Here is a 19,638-nt window from a genome sequence, read left to right as displayed (position 1 = left end):
TGCTGATGCTCACCGTTCCCGCCGACGTGGCTGCCGCGCTGAACGACGTCGAAGTGGTGTCGGAGGTGTCGGCGGTCGCCCAGTATGGCGGCCGGAGCGTCGATCTGAGACTGCACACCGATGGTGGCCTCACGTGGGATGCGAATGGGGAGCTGCAGTGCACCGGTGACCTGCGTGCGTTCGGCTTCGGGGAGTCTCTCGTGCCGAAGGCTCGGGATGCGTTCCTCGCCCCGTTCGGGCAGGAGGTGACCGTCTCCCGTGTCGTGAAGATGCGCGATGGGGACTACCCGATCCCGCTCGGCGTGTTCCGGATCACTGGGAACGACGGCGGCCGGGAACGGTTTCGGGTCCGCCAGGTGGAGACGAAGGTGCCCGCGGTGCTCGGCCTCATTGAGGATCCAGACCGACCGGGGACGTTCATCCTGACGACGGGGGAGTCGATCCCTGAACCCTCGCCGGGTGTGTTCTCGTTTCCCGAGGAGTGGGTGACTGCCGATCCGGATGGGGTGTGGACGATCGTTGGTCCGGTGGTGACGCCGGCATGGTCCTACTTCACCCAGGAGCTCACGAGCGTCGTGGAGGACTGGGAGGTGGGGGTCAGCCTCGCCGACCGGCTGCGGATGCTGCAGCGCGCGAAGATCGTGAACCCGGCATCCCCGCCGGCGGGTGCGACGGTGTACTCGGAGCTGCAACGGCTGACGCTGTTCCCGCTCGAGCGGAATCCGGCGGTCGCCGATCAGCTGGTGCCGTCGGGGACGGTGTACGACGATCGGCGCTCCGCGGTGTCGCTGCTGGCTGGCTTCGCGGGCGCGAAGGTGCGGGTCACCCGGCAGGGTGCGCTGACGTTGCGTCCCGCTGACCGGTGGGCGTACGAGACGGTCCTCGACTTCGACATCGATGGTGTCGTCGAGCTGTCCGATGAGCAGTCGGACGAGTTCTACAACTTCGTCTGGGCGCACAATCCGGACGGGTCGGTGTCGGCGTTCGCATCGTTCCTCGACGACACAGACCCTCGCTCTGTGGGTCGTGCGGGGCCTTCCACCTACGAGCATTCGTCGCCCGTGTACACGACGCAGGCGCAGGCCGAGGCAGGCGCGTGGACGGTGCTGTCGCGGCTGCTGAACCGTCGTTCTCGGGTCGCGACGGTGAAGGTCGGCGCGGAGGGTCTGCTGCTTGACCTGTCCGACTACGGCCGCTTCACCGACACCGCGACGGGACGCACGGTGACTGGTGAGGTATCGGGCTTGCGGGTGCAGAACGATCCGACGGCGTTGGTGGAGGTCACTGTGATCGTTGCGGAGAACTCATGAACGATCAGCAGCGTCTCTACGAGCTCGGCCAGGGCCGCGCAGATTCGACCGAGGGCATCTGCACCGCCGTCGACTGGGCGGCCGGTGAGGCCGTCGTGAACACGAACGGGCAGGAACGTCGCGCCCGGTTCGCGGGGGAGCCGCCGTGGCCGGGTGACCGGGTGCGGGTCATGCAGGCGGGTGTCGGGAATCTGGTGTGCGTCACGATCTACGGGGCACCGATGGGCACCGTGATCACCACCGCCTCGGGCCTGGCGACGGTCCAGGGTGACGATGATGCGACGTACCAGTACCCGTACCGGGGGACGGCCCCGGCGAACGGTGCACGCGTCCGCATCGATCATGCGGGCCGGTGCATCCCGCCGGGTGCGTACTCCGTTGAGCCTCCAGGGTCGACCTTCACGACCCCCGACGCGCCGCCTGTTGTGGGCGGTGCGGCAACGTTCACGGCTTCCTGGTCGGGGTCCTGGCGGTACGACGTCTACGACAGCGCCGGAATCGAGTCGTCGTTTTCTCGCGTCGCGGGTTTCGGGTTCTCCTCGACCGTCGCTGACACGATCCCCGACACGGCGACGGTGAAACGCGCCGAGCTGCAGTTGACGCTCGACTGGAACCGGTCGGGCTCGTCAACGGCGGTCCGGTTCGGGTCGCACGGTTTCGGGGATGCGCCCGGGGTGCTGTCTGCGGGGAGCCTGTCGGGCTCACTGTTCGTGCCGCAGGGGGTTCTGGCTGTGGACGTGCTCGCGTTCGCGGATGCGCTGAAGACGGGCGCGGTGAAGGGGTTCGGGATCTACCCGAACGAGGCGTACTGGATTCGCTACTCGCCGGCCCCCAACGGTGCCCGGCTGTACATGGAATGGGAGTGACCGATGGCTGATGTGACTGGTGGTACGCCGCCGACCGGGGCTTCCCCGTTCCGCCCCCCAGAGGACATCGCCGCGGTCTACGACCACTTCGGCGACGGGAGCTTGTTCGCCGTCGCGAACGCTGCCGCGTTGCCGGCGTCGGGGAACTGGCCGGGACGCACGCTGATGGTTCAAGACCTGAACGTGCTCTACATGTGGACCGGTTCGCAGTGGATCGTCGCGGGCCTGCGTCCGCGGAGCCTCACCCCGTCTCCGACGTTCTTCCAGATGGGACGCACGACCGTCACGAGCGACGCGAACGGGCTGTTCGAGGTGACGTTCACGACCCCCTTCCCCAACAACTGCGACTTCGCGATGGCGCAGTCCGGCAGTCCGACCGACTTCTACGGTGGCGTCGCGATCAGCGGCACGATCGCGACGAAGTTCTCCGGCCGGCTGCAGCTGCCGGATGGGGCGTCGAAGACGATCGCGATCGTCTGGATTGCGATCGGCCGATGAGCGGGCTCGCATTCTGGGCCGAGGATCGGTGGACGCGCCCGTTCGGATACCGGCCGGGCCCGAACGAGGACAACCCGTACACGCTCGGCTACCACATCGGGCAGGACGTCGGCGGGCGGGCCTGGTTCGACCCGGTGCCGGTGCTCGTCAGCGGGATGGTGGTGCAGTCGGGGCGGGGTGCTCTGATCGGCGGGTACGTCGTCGTGCGCGTCAGCGACGGCACCTTCCACACGTACTGCCACCTGCGCACGGGGAACCTCCCCGGGTACGGGACGCAGCTGACGGCAGGCGACGATCTCGTGCCGCTCGCGCGGTCGACGAACCCGTACGCGGGCGACGACTACATGGGCTCCGCATCCGACGGGGCCCACTGCCACTTCGTCGTGTCGACGAATCCGGCGACGGCGTACAGCCCGCGCGCGGGCACCGTGATCGACCCGCGACCCATCATCCGAGCCGCACTGGGCGGCGACACGGCGGGCTCGAGCTCGCGACCGTTCGAGGAGGACGACATGTACACCGACGCTGACCGTGCCCGCGACGACCAGATCGCTGCGCTCGTCGCCTATCTCGACCCGATCATCAAGAACGGCGAGCCCGGGGTCGACCTGTCGCGTCCGCGGTTCGACAACGCGATCTCCGCGATCCTCGAGCTGCGTCAGCGGTTCATCTACCGGGACGCGAACGGGACGCCGACGTACGATCTCGCGCAGCTCACGGCCAACGAGATCAAGCCGATGCTGCTCACCCTCATCGCCGCCGTCGGTCGCCCTTCGGGCAACCCCGCCGCGCCGATCGATGTCGCTGCGCTCGCGTCCGCGATCCGTGAGGGCCTCGGTGAGGATCTGGTCGCGGCGCTCGCGAAGCAGCTGACGAAGTGATCCGCCGGCTCTGGTCCGCCTCTGTGTGGGCGCCCGGAGTGGTCCCTGTCGACGACTCCTGGCGCACAGCGAAACGGGTGTGGCTGCCGCTGTACGACCTGATCCTGATCGGGGCGGGCATCACCGCTGTCGTGTTCGGGTCGCGGCTCCTGGACCGCCTCTACGGCAACTTCACCGACGTGATCGGGACGGTGTTCGCGCTGGTCGCGTTCGCCTGTCTCCTCGGCGTCGGATGGCCGCGACTGTGGCCCGTGGAAATCGTCGGGAAGATCCTGCTGGTCGGGATGATCGTCGGGTACGTGTTCGCGATCATCTTGTCCCCGTCGCCGGAGCAGCTCGCGGCGAAGGAGGCGCCGTCCTGGTTCATCACGTGCATGCTCGTCGGTCTCACCCCGCTCCCGCTGGCTCGGCTGGATCGGCTCATCGACGAATGGGTGCGCCGCCGGGCGGTGAGACGGCGGGAGGCGCTGAATGCAGTCCTCTGACACCGGCATCATCATCGCTGCGCTCTCGTTTCTCGCGAGCGTCGTCCTCGCGCTGCTGACGTGGATCCGGTTCCGTCGGAAGGATCGCGCCGACACGCAAGCTGTCGAGTCCGGGACGATCTCCGGCCGGTTCAAGGACGCCGACGCACTCGTCCGCTACATCAACGACCGTGTCGACGCGGCGACGAAGGAGCTCCGCGAGGAACTCGATCAGGCCCGCGCGGACTTCGACGCCTTCAAGAAGGCCGCCGATGGCGTCCACGGCGCTGTCCGATCGAACTTCTACCAGCAGTGGATCTGGGACCGCAGCGGACGCCCCGGACCTCTCCCGCAGCTGGCTGAACCGATCCTCGCTCTGCTGGGGATCTCCGACCCCCTCGAAGACACTCACCCATCCCTGAAGGAGCAGTCATGACCCCCTCCATCGCGTTCACCCTCGACCCGCTCGCGGTCGTGCAGATGATCGTCGCGTTCATCCTCCCCGTCCTCGTCGGCCTCGTCACGACCCGCGTCACCTCGCCGGCCGCGAAGGCGTGGCTCCTCGCCGGGCTGAACCTCGTGACGTCGCTGCTCACCGAGCTCGCGCGCGCGCTCACCTCCGCCACCGTGTTCGACGTCGGCGCGGCGCTGACGGCTGCGCTCCCGTTCTTCGTGGTGTCGGTCGCTTCCTACTACGGCCTGTGGAAGCCGACCGGCGTCGCCGGCACGGTGCAGGACGTCGGCGTGACCCCACGCGACCCGCAGAAGCTGCTCCGCCGTGATCTGAAGGGCGACTGATGCCCGTTCTCGATGTCACTGCGGTGGCTCGGGAACTCGGCGGTGACGCACCTCTGCTGGCCGGTGTGGTGCGGGTCCGGTACTGGTCCGCGCCCACCGTGCCCGCAGCGACCGTCGACGGGACACAGGTCCGGTTCTCCCCGGAACTCGAGGTGCTGATCGTCAACGGGGTTCCGGTCGCTGAGCTGGAGGTGCCCGCGACCGATGACTCCTGCTACGCGACCATCACGATCCAACCGACTGGTCCCTCCGTCGACATGGGTCGGTATCAGTCGGGGCCGGTCGCGATCCCACCGTCGGCGACGAGTCTCGCTGATCTGATCCCGGTGAACCCGATCTCGTACGCACCATCACCGGCACCGTCTTTCCAGCAGGAGTTCGTTCGTCTGCTGGCCGCATCGTTCATCGAGGACCCGGCGCGTCCGGGGACGTTCATCATCGGGGAGGCCTGAGTGTCTGCGTACCGTCCTGTTGGGGTGGATGAGGAGTGGAACCTCCCGCCCGAAGCTCGTGTGGCTCTCGCCGGCTCGGCTGAGCTCTCCGCCGTGTTCGTGGCGGTGCGGACTTCTGATGGTCACCCGCTTCCGCCGAACACGATCGTCGTGCTCACGCTCGACAAGACCCTGGCCCAGGTCACCGCCGCCCCCGCCGCGAACATCGCCAACATCAGCTTCGAGGAGACCTGATATGACCCGTCTCACCCAGGATGCGGACTTCCGCACATTCAACCTGCCGCCCGGCCTGCTGCCCCTCGGGTACGACCAGGTCATCTCCGATGACACGTTCAACGACGGGTACAACGGGTGGCAGGACCATTCGGAGCGGAACGGCTCGGCCACGTCGTGGAACCCGCCGATCGGCCTGTCGCAGCAGCGGACCTTCAACGGTTCCCGGCATTCGCTGAAGCTGTCGACGGGAACGTCGACGACGGCGAACGCCGCGTATGGCGGGTCGTGCAGCGCGTACAAGCGTGGTGCCCGCACCCACGAGACCGGGTTTCTGCTGCTGCTGCAGTGGATCGCGTACCGTGGCACGGCGGAGCAGGCCGCTCCCCGGTCGATTCACATGGGCATCGACACGCAGAAGATCGACAACTCCAGCCGTATGTTCCCGAAGCTGATCCTTCAGCGGTGGGTCGGCTCCGGCCCGGACGTGTTCGCACCGAAGTACTCGATCATCGACGACTCCAGCAACTCCGTCGACATCCCGGGGGCTGCGGCCGCGAGCGAGACAAGCCCGACCGCCGGAAGCGGTGTCGTGTTCGGGTGGAACGAGAACAAGGCCGGGTTCTTCCCGCAGGCCCTCGTCGTCAGCCTCGACGCGAACGGCGGTGTCGGCGCGTACCACCGGGCACTCCTCGGGGGGAAGTGGTTCGACCTGACGGGCCTCGCCGCGGGTCGTGGGGCGCAGTCACCGCAGCTCACCACCGGCGGCGGGGGCACCTCGTACGCCGGCGGTCAGAACATCGGCAACTCGATCTTCAACCGCACCGCAACCGCTGACGGGCCCGCTGCCCTGTTCATCGGACGGTCCACGCTGCTCCACTACCCGGCAGGAACGGAGTTCCCCACATCATGACCGCACACACGATGGTCCTCGGAGCCGACCGCACTGTCGACTCCGGCAACAACGCGACCCGCTACTTCCCGCAGAACCCGATCGAGTTCGGGATCTACTCGCGGGTCACGTTCCAGATGTACTGCTCCGCCGTCACCGGGTCACCGTCCGACTGGTCGATGACGTACAAGTTCCAGTGGGCGATGGAGCACACGACCGGGGCGCAGTTCGCGGCCGCACCGTCGTGGAAGGACTTCTCCGCCGCGGACATCGCCACGTTCGTCGTGGGCGGTGCGGACTGGACTCCCATCACGACCGCGGACGCCAACCCTCGCATCCAGCAGCGAACGCTCCTGCGCCCGCCGAGCCTCGTCCGGGTGATCGCGACGCCGTCCTACACGGGCGGCTCCTCACCCTCGAACACCGTCACCGGCCTCGCGATCTGCGAGTTCTGACACCGACAGGCCCCGGCGCTCCTCTCAGGAGATCGCCGGGGCCTGTTTTGGCTCGTGATCGGGGAGTATCCTAAGAGTGGACCCCCGCACCTGCGTGAACAGGCCGGGGGCATGACCGGCTGGAAGGAGCCGATATGACCAGTGTAGAAGACTCGCTGCACCCGCTTCGTGTGGGCAGCGACCACAAGCTCGTCCTCAACCAGGCGTACCCTTCAGGAGCGGAACGAGTTCTCTCTGACGCGGAACTTGGCCTGGGCGCAGGTTGGAACGAGCGCAAGCGATGCCTCCCACGTGCCGTCCGGATTTACGAGGTCGGGGACATTGGTCCTTGGGTGCTCACGGTGGACGACTTCGAGGGCAACAAGATGATCGAAAAGGTCCGCGCTTCGTGACCGGGGAAGGAGCCAAAGAACTCGAGTTCCCCTATGCCGTCGAGGCCATGTTCACGGGTGACGGGGCGTCGCCGATTGAGCGGATCGCTGAACCGTTCCTCGGTAGGCGGGGTGTCTTCCGCCGGCTGTGGCTGATCGAACCCGAAGACAGCGCGAGCCTCGCCGGACAGTACGCCTGGGCAGTGCCCAGAGAGTGGGTAGATGAATCCGACGGGCGACTTGCCTGGGTCTGGTCAGGGGCGCTGAGCGAGGTGCGTCCGGTCCCAGATCCCTGGATCTAGGAAACGGCCCCGGCTTTCTCTTCGGAGAGACCGGGGCCGTTTCTGCGTTGTCCCTACGGTCGCACCTGTGGTGCGCCGTGTACGGGAGCTTCACGCCGCTCCCGCCCGAGCGTCACCCACGAGTCCGCGCCGGGGATGCCGAGGAGCGCGTGGCTGAGCGTCCGGGTGTACTCGTCGCCGTAGTACCCGACCCATGATCCGGCGACGCGCGCGAGGATGTCGAGACGGGCGCCGGCGATACGGTGCAGCTCGGCGATGACGGGCGCGGCATCCGTCGTGTACCGGTGTCGGGAGCAGGTCGCGGAGAGGAGCACGTCGAGGGCGGTGTCGGGGTCGAGGCCGTGGCGGGACATGCGGTGAGCGTAGAAGGCACCGTCGACACCGGTGTCGGTGGCCGCGCGCACACTCTCGCCATGCCTACTCCGACGATCCCGCAGCTGCTCGACTTCGCGGCCGCGCACCCGGTCGTGCGCGGTGAGGTGGAGAACCAGATCCGCCGCACCCTCGGCATCACCCCGGCCCGCTACTTCCAGCTCCTCGGACGCGCGGCCGCGTCGCTCGAGGGCCAGGCGCACGACCCGATCACCGCTCACCGCGAACTCCGACGCTTGCAGGAGAGCGCGGCGGGCCGGCAGATGCAGGTTGCTGCCATCTGACCCGCATCAGGACGCCTCGCGCGACAGATCACGGTTCCGCGCGCGTCGTCCTATCGGTTCGCGATATGCAGTGCACGTCGTGATTCCGGATATCACACGCGCGCATTTCGCGGTGAACATCCGCAAATTCCTGCCGGCTCGGCGCTCCCTCGACGATCTCGTCCGCGCCGGATCGCTTCCGCTCGACGTAGCCGACCTGTTGCGCGACGCGATGACCGGCGGTCGCAACGTGCTCGTCTCCGGCGCCACGCACGCAGGAAAGACGACGCTGCTCGCCGCGCTCATCGGCGCGTGCGCGCCTGAGCAGCGGATCATCACCGTGGAGGAGACCTTCGAGCTCGCCGTGACGGCTCCCGACATCGTCGCGTTGCAGGGGCGCCAGCCGAGTCTGGAGGGCACCGGCTCCGTGAGCCTGCGGCGGCTGGTCAAGGAGGCGCTGCGCATGCGCCCCGATCGCCTCATCGTCGGCGAGGTCCGCGATGCCGAAGCCCTCGATCTCCTGCTCGCCCTGCACACGGGCGTTCCCGGAGCCGCGACGATCCACGCCAACTCGGCGGCCGACGCCCTCGCACGCCTGGCGACGCTGCCCCTGCTGGCCGGGCGCAACATCGATGCCGCGTTCGTCCAGCCCGCGATCGCGACGGGTGTGGACCTCGTCGTGCACTGTCGCCGGGCGCCCGACGGCGAACGGTTCGTCGAAGAGATCATCGAGACGACCGGAGCGGTCTCGGCGGGGGTGGTGGAGACGCACGTGCTCTACCGCGGGGCGCGCGCGTGACCATCTTCTGGGGTGCGCTCCTGGCGGCGGGCCTGCTGCTCGCGCTGTCGCCCTGGCTGTGGCCGCTGACCGCCCGTGCGGAGCGCGCCGGCTCCGAGGGGCCGATCGCCCGGCTGCTGCAGGAAGCGGGCTTCGCGCACGCCTCGGTGGGCCGTCCCGTGCTCATCGGCGCCGTCCTCGCCGCCGTCGGCGCGTCGCTCGCGTGGGTGATCACGGGGCTGGGCGCCGTGGCTCTCGTCGCCGCAGTCGCGGCCGGCGCGGCGCCGTTCTCCTGGCTGCGGGCGCGGGTGCGCCGACTGCGGCGCTCACGTCGCGCGCTCTGGTCGGACGTCTGCGACCTGCTGATCTCCTCGGCGCGCGCCGGCACGTCGCTGCCGGATGCCGTGTCCGCCCTCGCCGTGAACGGACCCCCGCCGCTGCGACCGGCGTTCGAGCGGTTCCGCGCCGACATGGCGGCATCGGGGCACTTCGATTCCAGCGCCCGGCGGCTGAAAGCGGCACTGGGCGATCCCGTCGCCGATCGCATCATCGAGACGCTGCGGATGGCGCGGCGAGTGGGAGGCACGGAGCTCACCGGCGTGCTGCGCGCACTCTCGGCATCCGTGCGTGCCGACGCGATGCTCCGCGCCGAGGTCGAGGCGCGTCAGTCGTGGGTGCGTGGCGCGGCCGTCGTCGGTGTCGTCGCGCCGTGGATCGTGCTCGGCCTGCTCGCCCTGCGGCCCGAGGGAGCAACCGCCTACGGCAGTGCGGCGGGGGTCGCGGTCGTCATCGGCGGTGCGGTGGTGTCGGTGTGCGCGTACCGGCTCACCCTCCGCATCGGGCGCCTGCCCGAGCCCCGGCGGTGGTTCGCATGAACGTCGTCAGCCTCGCGGCATCCGCGGTGATCCTCGGCGCCGCGCTCGGCACGGGGCTGCTGCTGGCGCTCGGGCGGATGCCCCGGTGGGCGGCCCCGTCGTTGACGAGGCGTGTCGCGCCCTATCTCCGCGACATCGCCGATCCGCGCGGCCTCACGCCGCTTCCCTCCACCACCGTCACCTCTCCCTGGCGGCTCACCCGCGACCGCCTCGCCTCGACCTGGGTGGGCGTGGGCGGAGCAGGCACCGTCGCCCGCCGCCTGCGACAGGCCGGATGGGCGCAGGACGTCGTCGCCTTCCGTGCGACCCAGCTCGGTTGGGCCGTCGGTGGCCTCGCGATCGGCGCCGTCATCGTGGTGATGCTGTCGATCGTGGGACGCGGCGCGCCGGCTCTCGCCCTGGTGCCGCCGCTGCTGGCCGCCGCGGGCATCGTCGGATGCGACAACCGCCTCAGCCGGGCGGCGCGCGCGCGGATCACGCGTGTCGAGGAGGAGCTGCCGACGGTGCTGGAGTTCCTGGCCCTGTGTCTGGCCGCCGGTGAGGGCCTGCGCGATGCCCTGCGGCGCGTCGGCGAGGTGGGGTCGGGCGTGCTCACGGCCGAACTGCGCGGGGCGGTGCTTGCCAGCGGCACCGGGTCGAGCCTGCCCGACGCGCTGCTGGCGGTGTCGAAAGGACTCGACGTGCCCGCGCTCTCGCGCGCGGTCGAGCACCTGGTCGCCGCGATGGACCGCGGGGCGCCGCTCGCACACGTCCTCCAGGAGCAGGCCGTCGACGCGCGCGAGGACGCCAAACGGGGGCTGCTGGAGATGGCCGGCCGCAAGGAGATCCTCATGCTCCTGCCGCTCGTGTTCCTGATCCTGCCGCTGTCGGTGCTGTTCGCGATCTTCCCGGGCATCGTGATGCTGCGCCTCGGCGTCGGCTGACCGCGCGCGGGGGAGCTGTGGATAATTCCCACGCCGACGCGCGTATCTCGCGACACTCGAGGCATGGCCGGTTCACAGCGATCCTCTGTCCGCGATCTCGCCGAGGACGAGACGGGAGACGTTCCCGGCTGGGTGCTGGTTGCAAGTCGCGTATGACCGTTGCACAGGCCTAGGCGAGAACCGCGCGACTGGGCGATGCCCGATAGCCTGCCATCGGAGGCAAAATGCTTGAGGAACGCATCGCACAGTTCCGCGCGAGGATGGAAGAGCCCGACGTCAACGTCAAAGAAGACACACGAGCCATGGCGTTGGAGCTATTGCGGCTGATCGCCGAGAGCTACGCGAGTGTGAAGCAAGCGGAGCCAGTGGACCATCCGGATGGAATGACTGTCGGGTTTGTCCGCCAGAATCTGAAGAACACTTCCGACCTTCTAACGACGATGGTCGACCGCCTTCGGGATTCGTTGGGTGGCCCCCACTCCGAGGTCGATGCGGCGCTTCTAGCGTGGGTCCAAGGGCAATCTCTGTCGGTCGGTGAAGCGTTACGTCAGATCGATTCTATGATTCCCCACTTGGAGCCCACCGGGCTCATAAGTCAGTTGCGGCAGTGGCAGGTGTCGCTGAGGCTCTTGCAGGACCGGCTAACGGTGCGGCTCGATACCGATGCCTTGCGGCGGCGCGCGAATGAACTCGTCGAGAGAACCGAGGCGGCGTTCCAGCGCGCCCAGGAGGCGAGCAGCAAGGCACAGGACGCTGCTGGCCTTGCAGGCAACGCTTCGCTGGGGACCTACTTCTCCGACTACGCCGAAAAGGAATTGATCGCCGCTCGATGGTTCCGTGGGCTCACGATTGCTGCAATCATTCTTGGCCTTGGTGGGGTGCTCGCTCAGGGGCACCTGGAACCCGCGGACTGGACCGGGGTGACTTTCAGGGTCGCGATCGCTGCGGGCGCGGGCACGCTCGCGGCTTACTTCGGTCGGCAGTCTGGTCAGCATCGTCGGCTATACAACTGGGCGCGCTCCACTGAAGTCCAGTTGGAGTCGTTCCCGGCATTCATCGAGGGGGTTCCTGCAGAGGAGCAGGGTGAGGTTTACCGCACCCTCGCGCGACGTGTCCTCAGTGCTCCGCCCGAGAAGGAAGGCGACACCTCCGAGGATAGCGTTGGGTCAGCTCAGCTCCTCGACATCGTGGCCACATTGGCCCGACGCCAGCTTTCCTAACGATTCACGACACGCCGGAGTTGCTACCAACTTCGTGTTTCAGGATCGATAACCTGATGACGCCACTGGTAGAGATCACTCCCTGTGGATAACTGGTCTTGGTCGGTACTGATTGTGCGTTTGACCTCAGGTTCTTTTGCGCTCCGTGAAACCGACTTCGGTGGACGACACAGTGGAGGGACTGTGGAGAACGTGCGACGTCACGATGCAAAACCACACGGTTGTAACTACAGGCTCGCTCAGTCGTTTATAAGTCGGGCCTGCGCGGTACGATGAAGGGACCGGCAGCAGCCAAAGAAACAGCCCCTCGGCTCAGGTGCAACTGATCGAGGGGCCGGACGATTCTCTTTACAGGGCGAATCTTCCTCCAAGGTACGCGGACCGGCGGCGCCGAGCAAGTTGCCCGGCGTGTCGAACAATTCCTGAGGAGGAATTATGGGTACTCCCCACAACACCGGGCTTCGTCCCGGCCAGTCGGCGCCGGATTCCGGCCAGTACGTTCAGGTTGGTCCCCGTGGGGGCCTCGGAGCGGAGCGGACCGTCGTCCGCGGGGAGCCGTTGCCCCCGACTCCGCGTCCCAACATGACGTACACACTCGTCGACCGGACGCGGCACTGATGGTCACCCGGCGGGTCAATGGCCCGCTTACGGTCAACTGTCCGTACTGCGGTGCCAAGCACGGTCCGTTCACCCGTCTCTCGATGGGCAACTGGAACTGCTCGCACTGCAAGCGCACCTTCCGGGTCGCTTAGCGTTACCACCAAACGTGGGGTGCGCCGTCTTCGGGCGACGCACCCTTCGTCGTTAACCCTGGAAGATCAGCACCGGCGTCCCGTCCAGTTCGGACCCGAGGGTGACGTTCGGTGTGATCGTCACGGCGCCGGTCTGTCCGTTCACACTCGTAACGGCGGGTGCGCTGCCGACCATAGGGTGTCCAATTCACCCGTCCGGGATGAGGTCGAAGTCGGCGTCGGCTGACCGCGCGGGGGAGCTGTGGATAATTTCCGCGCCGACGCGCGTATCTCGCGACACTCGAGGCATGGCCGGTTCACAGCGATCCTCTGTCCGCGATCTCGCCGGGGAGGAGACGGGAGACGTTCCCGGCTGGGTGCTGGTGACGCTGATGACCGCCGGCTTGGTGGTCGCGATCTGGACGCTCGCCGGGCCCGCGCTGGCCGACCTGTTCGAGCAGGCGCTCAGCCGCGTCTCCGGATTCTGATCGGAGCGAGCGATGCACGCGTTGCGCGATGACGAACGCGGTTCCAGCACCGTGGAGTTCGTTCTCGTCGGAACGCTCCTGACGCTCCTCACCCTCGGTGTGCTGCAGCTCGCGCTCGCCGTCTACGTCCGCAACGTCGTCCACGACGCCGCGGTGGAGGGCGCCTACTTCGGTGCGCTCGCCGACACGGATGCCGCGGCCGGCGCGACCCGCACCGCACAGCTGATCGAGACCGCCGTCGGCGCCGGCATCGGCGCGGAGGTCACCGCCGCCGACACGGACTCGGCTCGCGGCCCGGAGGTCGAGGTGCGCGTCGTCGCGACACTGCCGCTGGTCGGCTTCCTCGGCGTTCCCGCGGGATGGGAGGTGACGGCTCGTGCCCCGCGCGAGAGCTTCGACTGATCCCGTGCGCCGCAGCCGGCGTGTGCTGACCGACGAGGGCGGCTCGGCATCCCTGGAGTTCATCACGGTCGGGCTCATCCTGCTCGTTCCCCTCGTCTACCTCATCGTCGCCCTCGGAACCATCCAGTCGCAGGCGCTCGGCGTCGAGACCGCGTCCCGGCAGCTCGCACGCACGATCGCATCGGCGCCCGATGCCGCGACCGCCGAGCTTCGTGCCCAGCGCGTGCGGGAGGCGATCGCCGCCGAGTACGGCATCGATCCGTCGCGCCTCGACGTGCAGGTGCGGTGCTCGACACCCGGTCCGTGCCCGGCGGCGGGGGCGGTGGTGTCGGTGACCGTCGCCACGGAGGTGGCGCTCCCGCTCGTGCCGCCCGTGTTCGGTCTCGACCAGGTGTCCCGCGTGCCGGTCACGGCGACGGGGGTCCAGAAGGTCTCGCGTTATGGGGCGCAACCGTGAGAGCGCTCGCTGCGGCCTGCCGCGACGACGAGGGCGGCAGCGTCCTGGTGCTCGCGCTCGGCTACGCCGTGATCGCGATCGTCCTCGTGCTCGTCTGCGTCGACGCGAGCAGCCTCTACCTCGCCCAGAAGCGCCTGGATGCCGCGGCCGACGCGGCCGCTCTCGCCGGTGCCGACGGCTTCACGCTGTCGACCGACGGGGGCGTGCCCGCCGCGCGCCTGACCGACGCCGGCGTGTACGCGCAGGCCGCCGACCTGCTCGCCGCCGTGGGGACGGCGGAGCTGGTCGCGGCATCCGCGCCGGACGGCGTCTCGGCCCGGGTCACCGTGGCCACCACCTGGCATCCACCGGTGCTCACACTGTTCGTGCCGGACGGATGGCCGCTGCAGGCCACCGCGACGAGCCGCACGGCTCTCAGATAGCGGAGGCGCCCTCCGCGGCGGGCCGGCGGCGCGGCCACGCGGCCCATCCTGGCGGCAGCTCATCGAGAACGCGCTGCGCCGCGGCGAGACGGTCCGGAGGGAGGGTGGTCGCGCTCGAAGAGCCCCCGGACGACCCGGTCGGGTATCGCAGCCGGTACCACGCCGTCGGTGCGCCGCCCCGGTGACCGACGCTCTCGCTGTAGCCGCCGGAGACGATGGCGACGACGCGCTCTTCCAGGTCGTCGGCCTCGCTCTGCCAGGTCGTGTCGCAGGCGTCGCACCCGCACTGAGGGAAGCGGAAGTCGTGCAGCACACCCGCGTGGAGCAACAGTCCGGGGAAGGCGGTGAAGACGAACGTCAGCGGAGCGCAGGCCGGATCCCGCGGACTCATGCGCACCGCACGCGGCACCTCCCAGCTCGGGGGAGCCAGGAGGTCTGCGACGACCCCGTCGCCCTCCTCGATCTCGACGTCGTACGTGTCGCGGAGGTGCTCGATGAGCGCCGCCGCGACCGCGTGCAGCGGCGCGTACCGCTCGGGGTGCGCGGTGACGGAGTACGCCTCGTCCGGCGGCGAGCCCTCCCACCGCCGGCCGTACTCGATGACCTCGCCGTCCGCGTCGACGAACACCTGCGGCTCGATCGACGGGCGGACGTAGGCGCTCATGCCGTCATCCTGCCGCAGGCCGCCGCGGGGCGCACTCACCGTTCGCGCGGGACGAACCGGGGCACCCAGCGGATGAAGCCCGCCGCGCCCGCCAGCCCGATCACACCGATCACGCCGGTGGCCACCGACAGTGACACCGCCGCCGCCACGGCCGACACGAGCAGCGGGGCGATCGCGCCGCCGGCATCCGTGAGCGTGCGCCACGACCCGAGGAACGCCGCCGGATCGTCCTGCGGGGCGACGTCGGCGCCGAGGGTCAGCAGGATGCCGCTCGACAATCCGTTGCCCACGCCGAGCACCGCGGCGAACAATGCGAACCACATCGCCGCCTGCGACAGGTCGTGCGTGAAGGCCAGGGCGAGGAAGCCCGAGCCCATCAGCACCATCGCGGGAAGCGCCGCCCACAGTCGGCCGAAGCGGTCCATCACCTGCCCGCTCGCGTAGAAGAGCGCGAAGTCGATCGCGCCCGAGATGCCGACCACGAGCGCGATGGTCTGGGCGTCGAGCCCGATCGACACGCCCCACAGCGGCAGCACCACCTGACGCGCCGAGCGCACCGCCGACAGCGACGCGGCCGCCAGCCCCAGCCGCGACAGCACGCCCCGATAGCGCCACATCGTGCGGAACACCCCGACACGCTCGGGGACGGGGATCGATCCGGTCACGGGTTCGCCGGTGTCCTCCGCGAGCCGGGAGTCGCCGGTGGTGGTCGTCCGGGGCAGCGGCGCGGCATCCTCGGGGTCGGGCCCGAAGACGAGCAGAGCGATCGTGGCGACGAGGCACGCGCCGAAGAACCACACCGTCGAGTGCTCGTCCTGGAAGATCGCGATGAGCGCGGCGGCGATGAAGGGCCCCACGAACATGCCGAGCCGGAACGTGCCTCCCAGCAGCGACAACGCCCGAGCGCGGTATGCCAGGGGCACCCGCGTCGTCATGAACGAATGGCGCGCGAGGCCGAACGCGGCCGCGCAGAAGCCGATGAGGAACACGGCGGCGGCCAGCACCGGCAGGCTCGGGGCGAACAGCATCCCCGTCACGCCGCCGATCGCGAGCACGCCGCCGATGATCATCGTCAGCCGCTCGCCGATGCGGCCCACCGCCCAGCCGGCCGGGATGTTGCCGCACAGCTGGCCGACGACGAGAGCGGATGCCACGAGTGCGGCCGTCGGCACGTCGGCGCCGAGCTGCGCCGCGATCACCGGGAACAGCGGCACCACCGCGCCCTCGCCGAGCGCGAAGAGCACGGTCGGACCGTAGATCATCGGGGCGAGACGCCAGAGCATCGGCCCCATGCCGGGCGCGGACGCGGGGTCGGGCATGCGGGAGCTCACCCGATCCACGTTAGTCTGGAGTGTCATGCTTGATTTCGATCCTTCCGCCGACATCCAGGCGCTGCGTTCCACCTTCTCCGACATCCAGGCGGTGGTCGACGTCGAGGGGCTGCGCGCGGAGATCGCGCGACTGTCGGAGGAAGCCGGCGCCCCCGACCTCTGGGACGACGTCGAGAAGGCGCAGAAGGTCACCAGTGCGCTCAGCCACCGCCAGGCCGACCTCAAGCGCGTCGCCGATGTCGAGCAGCGCCTTGACGACCTCGACGTGCTGGTCGAGCTCGCCCACGAGATGGACGACGAGGACACCGCCGAAGAGGCGCGCCGCGAGATCGCCGCGCTCCAGGACGTCATCGGCCAGCTCGAGGTGCAGACGCTCCTGGACGGCGAGTACGACGACCGTCCCGCCGTCGTGACGATCCGCTCGGGCGCGGGCGGCGACGACGCCACGGACTTCGCCGGGATGCTGCTGCGCATGTATCTGCGCTGGGCCGAGCGGCACAAGTACTCCGTGAAGGTGATGGACACCTCCTACGCCGAGGGCGCGGGCATCAAGTCGGCGACCTTCGAGGTCGACGCGCCCTACGCGTACGGCACCCTCTCGGTCGAGGCGGGAACGCACCGTCTCGCCCGTATCAGCCCGTTCGGCGGCGCCGACAAGCGCCAGACGTCCTTCGCCGCGGTCGAGGTCATCCCCGCGCTCGAAGAGGCCGTCGAGGTCGAGGTGCCCGAGAACGACATCCGCGTCGACGTGTTCCGCTCGTCCGGCCCCGGCGGACAGTCGGTCAACACCACCGACTCGGCCGTGCGCATCACCCACCTTCCGACAGGCCTCGTCGTCTCGATGCAGAACGAGAAGAGCCAGATCCAGAACCGTGCGGCCGCCATGCGGGTGCTCCAGACCCGTCTGCTCCTCCTCAAGCGCGAGGAGGAGGCGGCCAAGAAGAAGGAGCTCGCCGGCACGATCACGGCGAGCTGGGGCGACCAGATGCGCTCCTACTTCCTCTACGGTCAGCAGCTCGTTAAGGACCTCCGCACCGGCTACGAGGTCGGAAACCCCGCCGTCGTCTTCGACGGCGACCTCGACGGTCTGATCGCCGCCGGCATCCGGTGGCGCAAGCGCAAGGACGCCGACGACTGATCAGCTCCGCGATCACCCGCGGCGTGCAGTCGACACGCGGCGAGTGTCGCACCCGGCATCCGACGGGGGTCGACGTAGGCTCGTCGAGTCATGATCCGGTTCGAGCACGTCACCAAGAAATACCGAGGGACCAGCAAGCCGGCGCTGAGCGACGTCGACTTCGAGGTGCAGCGCGGGGAGTTCGTCTTCCTCGTGGGCGCGTCCGGCTCGGGGAAGTCGTCCTGTCTGCGTCTGATCCTGCGGGAGGACAGCCCGAGCGAGGGCCGCGTCGTCGTGCTCGGTCGCGACCTGAAGACGCTGTCCACGCGCAAGGTCCCCTATTTCCGCCGACACATCGGCTCGGTCTTCCAGGACTTCCGGCTGCTGCCCAACAAGACCGTCTTCCAGAACGTCGCCTTCACGCTGCAGGTCATCGGATCGTCGCGAGGGTTCATCCAGCAGGCGGTGCCCGAGGCGCTCGCCCTCGTGGGCCTCGACGGCAAGGAGAAGCGACTGCCGCACGAGCTCTCCGGCGGTGAGCAGCAGCGCGTCGCGATCGCACGGGCGATCGTGAACCGCCCGCAGATCCTCCTGGCCGACGAGCCCACCGGCAACCTGGATCCCGCGACCTCCATCGGGATCATGCAGTTGCTCGCACGCATCAACGCCGGCGGCACCACGGTGGTGATGGCGACCCACGAAGCGGGCTTCGTCGATCAGATGAAGCGGCGCGTCATCGAGCTGCGCGGCGGCGTGATGATGCGCGACGACCGTCACGGCGGCTACGGCGACACGTCGTCGCTGCCGTCGCTCACCCCGCAGGCGGAGAAGGGTGCCGCCGCGACCGCGGCGTTCAGCGCCGTGCTCGAGCTGCAGCGCGAGATCGCGCAGGCGCCCGTCGAGCCGGTGCCCGCCCCGCCGACGGTGGATGCCGCGGCATCCGTCCCCGCCGAGCGCACCCCGCCCGTGCAGCGGCCCGCGGCCGACGCCGCCGAACCGGCCCCTACGACGAGACCGATCGCGATCAACGCCCCGGACGTCGACCTCGGCCAGCTCGGCCTCGGTGACATCGACCTCGGCAGGCTCGGCGTGGCCGATCGCCTCCGCCGCGAGACCGACGAGAACGACGAAGTGGGACCGACCTCATGAGGATGCAGCTGATTCTCGCGGAGGCGCTCACGGGGCTGCGCCGCAACGCGTCGATGGTCATCTCCGTCGTGCTCGTCACGTTCGTCTCGCTGACGTTCGTGGGTGCGGCGATGCTGATGCAGATGCAGATCGGCAAGATGCGCGACTACTGGGTCGATCGCGCGCAGGTGTCGATCCTGATGTGCCGTGACGACTCCACCGCGACGACCTGCGCGGACGGCGCGGCGACCCAGGAGCAGATCGATCAGGTCTCCGAACGGCTGTCGAGCTCGGCTCTCGGCGGCGTGGTCCGCGACGTGCGCTACGAGTCCGCCGACGAGGCCTACCAGAACCTCATCGACCTCTACGGCGACGAGTACAAGGACTACGTCACCCCCGCGCAGCTCGGTGAGACCTACTGGGTCGGGCTGGTCGATCCCGGGAAGGCGGATGTCATCACCGAGGCCTTCCAGGGCATGGACGGCGTCGAGGGCGTCAAGAACCAGATGCAGTACCTCGAACCGCTCTTTTCGGCGCTGACGATCGCGACCTACATCGCGGTCGGCATCGCCGTGCTCATGCTGATCGCCGCGGTCCTGCTCATCGCCACCACGATCCGCCTGTCCGCCTATGCGCGACGGCGGGAGGTGGGCATCATGAGACTCGTCGGCGCCTCGAACAGATTCATCCAGACGCCGTTCATCCTCGAGGGCGTCTTCGCGGCCTTCATCGGGTCGGTGATGGCGGGGGCGGCGATCGTCGTCGGCGTGCACTTCGGTGTGGGGGAGTACCTCAAGGGACGCGTGACCTTCATCACCAACTGGGTGAACATGGGGGATGCCGCGATCGTCATCCCTCTGATCATCGTCATCGGCCTGGTCCTCGCGGCACTGTCGGCGGGCTTCGCGATCCGCCGGTGGCTGCGGGCGTGAGATAGACTGACGGGCTGCCGTGTCCGCGGCATC

Annotated in this window: 27 protein-coding genes; 24 read left to right on the top strand and 3 right to left on the bottom strand. The window is 68.9% G+C overall.

Features of this window, described 5'->3' with window-relative positions; genetic code table 11:
• Positions 1 to 5: 5 nt before the first annotated feature.
• The 12 genes from KY498_RS04160 to KY498_RS04105 all read left to right on the top strand — a co-directional run bounded on the left by KY498_RS04160 (position 6) and on the right by KY498_RS04105 (position 7,221).
• On the top strand, positions 6 to 1,310 hold the full coding sequence (locus KY498_RS04160) for a hypothetical protein (RefSeq protein ID WP_219879505.1): 1,305 nt from the start codon (positions 6 to 8) through the stop codon (positions 1,308 to 1,310).
• Positions 1,307 to 2,176 carry a hypothetical protein gene (locus KY498_RS04155; protein WP_219879504.1) on the top strand — a complete coding sequence of 290 codons (870 nt, stop codon included), beginning with the start codon at positions 1,307 to 1,309 and terminating at the stop codon, positions 2,174 to 2,176. Before KY498_RS04160 ends, KY498_RS04155 begins: the two co-directional genes overlap by 4 nt.
• Positions 2,177 to 2,179: 3 nt before the next feature.
• On the top strand, positions 2,180 to 2,674 hold the full coding sequence (locus KY498_RS04150) for a hypothetical protein (protein WP_191008178.1): 495 nt from the start codon (positions 2,180 to 2,182) through the stop codon (positions 2,672 to 2,674).
• The gene (locus KY498_RS04145; RefSeq protein ID WP_219879503.1) at positions 2,671 to 3,555 is read left to right on the top strand and encodes a M23 family metallopeptidase; all 885 of its coding nucleotides are present in this window, start codon (positions 2,671 to 2,673) and stop codon (positions 3,553 to 3,555) included. The genes KY498_RS04150 and KY498_RS04145 overlap by 4 nt, the downstream gene beginning before the upstream one ends.
• A 38-nt stretch (positions 3,556 to 3,593) precedes the next feature.
• Entirely contained in the window at positions 3,594 to 4,040 is a 447-nt protein-coding gene (locus KY498_RS04140; RefSeq protein ID WP_191008180.1) for a hypothetical protein, read from the top strand.
• Positions 4,027 to 4,455 carry a hypothetical protein gene (locus tag KY498_RS04135; protein WP_101305657.1) on the top strand — a complete coding sequence of 143 codons (429 nt, stop codon included), beginning with the start codon at positions 4,027 to 4,029 and terminating at the stop codon, positions 4,453 to 4,455. Before KY498_RS04140 ends, KY498_RS04135 begins: the two co-directional genes overlap by 14 nt.
• Positions 4,452 to 4,817: a hypothetical protein gene (locus tag KY498_RS04130; RefSeq protein ID WP_191008846.1), complete on the top strand. Its 366-nt coding sequence runs from the start codon at positions 4,452 to 4,454 to the stop codon at positions 4,815 to 4,817. Before KY498_RS04135 ends, KY498_RS04130 begins: the two co-directional genes overlap by 4 nt.
• Positions 4,817 to 5,269 (top strand): hypothetical protein, encoded by a 453-nt coding sequence (locus KY498_RS04125; RefSeq protein ID WP_191008845.1) that lies wholly within the window; start codon positions 4,817 to 4,819, stop codon positions 5,267 to 5,269. Before KY498_RS04130 ends, KY498_RS04125 begins: the two co-directional genes overlap by 1 nt.
• A gap of 24 nt (positions 5,270 to 5,293) precedes the next feature.
• Positions 5,294 to 5,503: a hypothetical protein gene (locus KY498_RS04120; protein ID WP_191008844.1), complete on the top strand. Its 210-nt coding sequence runs from the start codon at positions 5,294 to 5,296 to the stop codon at positions 5,501 to 5,503.
• 1 nt (position 5,504) lies between these two features.
• Positions 5,505 to 6,395 carry a hypothetical protein gene (locus KY498_RS04115; RefSeq protein ID WP_191008843.1) on the top strand — a complete coding sequence of 297 codons (891 nt, stop codon included), beginning with the start codon at positions 5,505 to 5,507 and terminating at the stop codon, positions 6,393 to 6,395.
• The gene (locus tag KY498_RS04110; RefSeq protein ID WP_191008842.1) at positions 6,392 to 6,829 is read left to right on the top strand and encodes a hypothetical protein; all 438 of its coding nucleotides are present in this window, start codon (positions 6,392 to 6,394) and stop codon (positions 6,827 to 6,829) included. Before KY498_RS04115 ends, KY498_RS04110 begins: the two co-directional genes overlap by 4 nt.
• A 134-nt stretch (positions 6,830 to 6,963) precedes the next feature.
• Positions 6,964 to 7,221 carry a hypothetical protein gene (locus KY498_RS04105; RefSeq protein ID WP_219879502.1) on the top strand — a complete coding sequence of 86 codons (258 nt, stop codon included), beginning with the start codon at positions 6,964 to 6,966 and terminating at the stop codon, positions 7,219 to 7,221.
• A gap of 334 nt (positions 7,222 to 7,555) precedes the next feature.
• On the opposite strand, the gene KY498_RS04100 is transcribed toward KY498_RS04105, so the two are convergent.
• Complete coding sequence (locus tag KY498_RS04100) at positions 7,556 to 7,855, bottom strand: hypothetical protein (RefSeq protein WP_219879501.1); 300 nt, start codon at positions 7,853 to 7,855, stop codon at positions 7,556 to 7,558.
• A gap of 60 nt (positions 7,856 to 7,915) precedes the next feature.
• Between KY498_RS04100 and KY498_RS16490 the strand changes: the two genes are divergently transcribed.
• From KY498_RS16490 to KY498_RS04060, 9 genes are all read left to right on the top strand, one after another.
• A complete protein-coding gene (locus KY498_RS16490) occupies positions 7,916 to 8,158 on the top strand; it encodes a DUF3263 domain-containing protein (RefSeq protein ID WP_258186437.1) in 243 nt (80 codons plus the stop codon).
• 112 nt (positions 8,159 to 8,270) lie between these two features.
• Positions 8,271 to 8,936 (top strand): CpaF family protein, encoded by a 666-nt coding sequence (locus KY498_RS04095; RefSeq protein ID WP_375140950.1) that lies wholly within the window; start codon positions 8,271 to 8,273, stop codon positions 8,934 to 8,936.
• Entirely contained in the window at positions 8,933 to 9,790 is an 858-nt protein-coding gene (locus tag KY498_RS04090) for a type II secretion system F family protein (RefSeq protein WP_191008449.1), read from the top strand. Before KY498_RS04095 ends, KY498_RS04090 begins: the two co-directional genes overlap by 4 nt.
• Positions 9,787 to 10,713: a type II secretion system F family protein gene (locus KY498_RS04085; RefSeq protein ID WP_191008450.1), complete on the top strand. Its 927-nt coding sequence runs from the start codon at positions 9,787 to 9,789 to the stop codon at positions 10,711 to 10,713. The genes KY498_RS04090 and KY498_RS04085 overlap by 4 nt, the downstream gene beginning before the upstream one ends.
• A gap of 224 nt (positions 10,714 to 10,937) precedes the next feature.
• Positions 10,938 to 11,933: a hypothetical protein gene (locus tag KY498_RS04080; protein ID WP_191008451.1), complete on the top strand. Its 996-nt coding sequence runs from the start codon at positions 10,938 to 10,940 to the stop codon at positions 11,931 to 11,933.
• A 1,039-nt stretch (positions 11,934 to 12,972) separates the two neighbouring features.
• Positions 12,973 to 13,152, top strand: a complete 180-nt coding sequence (locus KY498_RS04075) for a hypothetical protein (protein ID WP_191008452.1) — start codon at positions 12,973 to 12,975, stop codon at positions 13,150 to 13,152.
• Between the two features lie 12 nt (positions 13,153 to 13,164).
• A complete protein-coding gene (locus tag KY498_RS04070) occupies positions 13,165 to 13,554 on the top strand; it encodes a TadE/TadG family type IV pilus assembly protein (RefSeq protein ID WP_191008453.1) in 390 nt (129 codons plus the stop codon).
• 4 nt (positions 13,555 to 13,558) lie between these two features.
• Positions 13,559 to 14,011, top strand: a complete 453-nt coding sequence (locus tag KY498_RS04065) for a TadE family protein (RefSeq protein WP_223848914.1) — start codon at positions 13,559 to 13,561, stop codon at positions 14,009 to 14,011.
• Entirely contained in the window at positions 14,008 to 14,433 is a 426-nt protein-coding gene (locus tag KY498_RS04060; RefSeq protein WP_101306109.1) for a pilus assembly protein TadG-related protein, read from the top strand. Before KY498_RS04065 ends, KY498_RS04060 begins: the two co-directional genes overlap by 4 nt.
• On the opposite strand, the gene KY498_RS04055 is transcribed toward KY498_RS04060, so the two are convergent.
• Both KY498_RS04055 and KY498_RS04050 read right to left on the bottom strand, forming a co-directional pair.
• Positions 14,426 to 15,097, bottom strand: a complete 672-nt coding sequence (locus tag KY498_RS04055; protein WP_191008455.1) for a DUF6226 family protein — start codon at positions 15,095 to 15,097, stop codon at positions 14,426 to 14,428. The two genes, KY498_RS04060 and KY498_RS04055, sit on opposite strands and share 8 nt — an antisense overlap.
• Before the next feature lie 35 nt (positions 15,098 to 15,132).
• Complete coding sequence (locus KY498_RS04050; RefSeq protein ID WP_082734130.1) at positions 15,133 to 16,380, bottom strand: MFS transporter; 1,248 nt, start codon at positions 16,378 to 16,380, stop codon at positions 15,133 to 15,135.
• A gap of 73 nt (positions 16,381 to 16,453) precedes the next feature.
• Between KY498_RS04050 and prfB the strand changes: the two genes are divergently transcribed.
• From prfB to ftsX, 3 genes are all read left to right on the top strand, one after another.
• The gene (gene prfB, locus KY498_RS04045) at positions 16,454 to 17,566 is read left to right on the top strand and encodes a peptide chain release factor 2 (RefSeq protein WP_191008456.1); all 1,113 of its coding nucleotides are present in this window, start codon (positions 16,454 to 16,456) and stop codon (positions 17,564 to 17,566) included.
• 90 nt (positions 17,567 to 17,656) lie between these two features.
• Positions 17,657 to 18,694 carry a cell division ATP-binding protein FtsE gene (gene ftsE, locus KY498_RS04040; protein ID WP_191008457.1) on the top strand — a complete coding sequence of 346 codons (1,038 nt, stop codon included), beginning with the start codon at positions 17,657 to 17,659 and terminating at the stop codon, positions 18,692 to 18,694.
• On the top strand, positions 18,691 to 19,605 hold the full coding sequence (gene ftsX, locus KY498_RS04035) for a permease-like cell division protein FtsX (RefSeq protein ID WP_060959356.1): 915 nt from the start codon (positions 18,691 to 18,693) through the stop codon (positions 19,603 to 19,605). Before ftsE ends, ftsX begins: the two co-directional genes overlap by 4 nt.
• The last annotated feature ends 33 nt before the right edge of the window (positions 19,606 to 19,638 follow it).

The sequence above is a fragment of the Microbacterium sp. PAMC21962 genome (assembly GCF_019443465.1).
GTDB lineage: Bacteria > Actinomycetota > Actinomycetes > Actinomycetales > Microbacteriaceae > Microbacterium > Microbacterium hominis.
This window is presented reverse-complemented; position numbering and strand designations above follow the sequence as displayed.

What these genes read in the sequence shown, in the direction of transcription:
- KY498_RS04105 (WP_219879502.1), top strand. Translation starts at nt 6,964, where the DNA reads ATGACCAGTGTAGAAGACTCGCTGCACCCGCTTCGTGTGGGCAGCGAC.
- KY498_RS04050 (WP_082734130.1), bottom strand. Translation starts at nt 16,380, where the DNA reads ATGCTCTGGCGTCTCGCCCCGATGATCTACGGTCCGACCGTGCTCTTC.
- KY498_RS04125 (WP_191008845.1), top strand. Translation starts at nt 4,817, where the DNA reads ATGCCCGTTCTCGATGTCACTGCGGTGGCTCGGGAACTCGGCGGTGAC.
- KY498_RS16490 (WP_258186437.1), top strand. Translation starts at nt 7,916, where the DNA reads ATGCCTACTCCGACGATCCCGCAGCTGCTCGACTTCGCGGCCGCGCAC.
- KY498_RS04135 (WP_101305657.1), top strand. Translation starts at nt 4,027, where the DNA reads ATGCAGTCCTCTGACACCGGCATCATCATCGCTGCGCTCTCGTTTCTC.
- KY498_RS04085 (WP_191008450.1), top strand. Translation starts at nt 9,787, where the DNA reads ATGAACGTCGTCAGCCTCGCGGCATCCGCGGTGATCCTCGGCGCCGCG.
- KY498_RS04110 (WP_191008842.1), top strand. Translation starts at nt 6,392, where the DNA reads ATGACCGCACACACGATGGTCCTCGGAGCCGACCGCACTGTCGACTCC.
- KY498_RS04115 (WP_191008843.1), top strand. Translation starts at nt 5,505, where the DNA reads ATGACCCGTCTCACCCAGGATGCGGACTTCCGCACATTCAACCTGCCG.
- KY498_RS04100 (WP_219879501.1), bottom strand. Translation starts at nt 7,855, where the DNA reads ATGTCCCGCCACGGCCTCGACCCCGACACCGCCCTCGACGTGCTCCTC.
- KY498_RS04155 (WP_219879504.1), top strand. Translation starts at nt 1,307, where the DNA reads ATGAACGATCAGCAGCGTCTCTACGAGCTCGGCCAGGGCCGCGCAGAT.
- KY498_RS04150 (WP_191008178.1), top strand. Translation starts at nt 2,180, where the DNA reads ATGGCTGATGTGACTGGTGGTACGCCGCCGACCGGGGCTTCCCCGTTC.
- KY498_RS04075 (WP_191008452.1), top strand. Translation starts at nt 12,973, where the DNA reads ATGGCCGGTTCACAGCGATCCTCTGTCCGCGATCTCGCCGGGGAGGAG.
- KY498_RS04080 (WP_191008451.1), top strand. Translation starts at nt 10,938, where the DNA reads ATGCTTGAGGAACGCATCGCACAGTTCCGCGCGAGGATGGAAGAGCCC.
- prfB (WP_191008456.1), top strand. Translation starts at nt 16,454, where the DNA reads ATGCTTGATTTCGATCCTTCCGCCGACATCCAGGCGCTGCGTTCCACC.
- ftsE (WP_191008457.1), top strand. Translation starts at nt 17,657, where the DNA reads ATGATCCGGTTCGAGCACGTCACCAAGAAATACCGAGGGACCAGCAAG.
- KY498_RS04070 (WP_191008453.1), top strand. Translation starts at nt 13,165, where the DNA reads ATGCACGCGTTGCGCGATGACGAACGCGGTTCCAGCACCGTGGAGTTC.
- KY498_RS04145 (WP_219879503.1), top strand. Translation starts at nt 2,671, where the DNA reads ATGAGCGGGCTCGCATTCTGGGCCGAGGATCGGTGGACGCGCCCGTTC.
- KY498_RS04160 (WP_219879505.1), top strand. Translation starts at nt 6, where the DNA reads ATGCTCACCGTTCCCGCCGACGTGGCTGCCGCGCTGAACGACGTCGAA.
- ftsX (WP_060959356.1), top strand. Translation starts at nt 18,691, where the DNA reads ATGAGGATGCAGCTGATTCTCGCGGAGGCGCTCACGGGGCTGCGCCGC.
- KY498_RS04130 (WP_191008846.1), top strand. Translation starts at nt 4,452, where the DNA reads ATGACCCCCTCCATCGCGTTCACCCTCGACCCGCTCGCGGTCGTGCAG.
- KY498_RS04055 (WP_191008455.1), bottom strand. Translation starts at nt 15,097, where the DNA reads ATGAGCGCCTACGTCCGCCCGTCGATCGAGCCGCAGGTGTTCGTCGAC.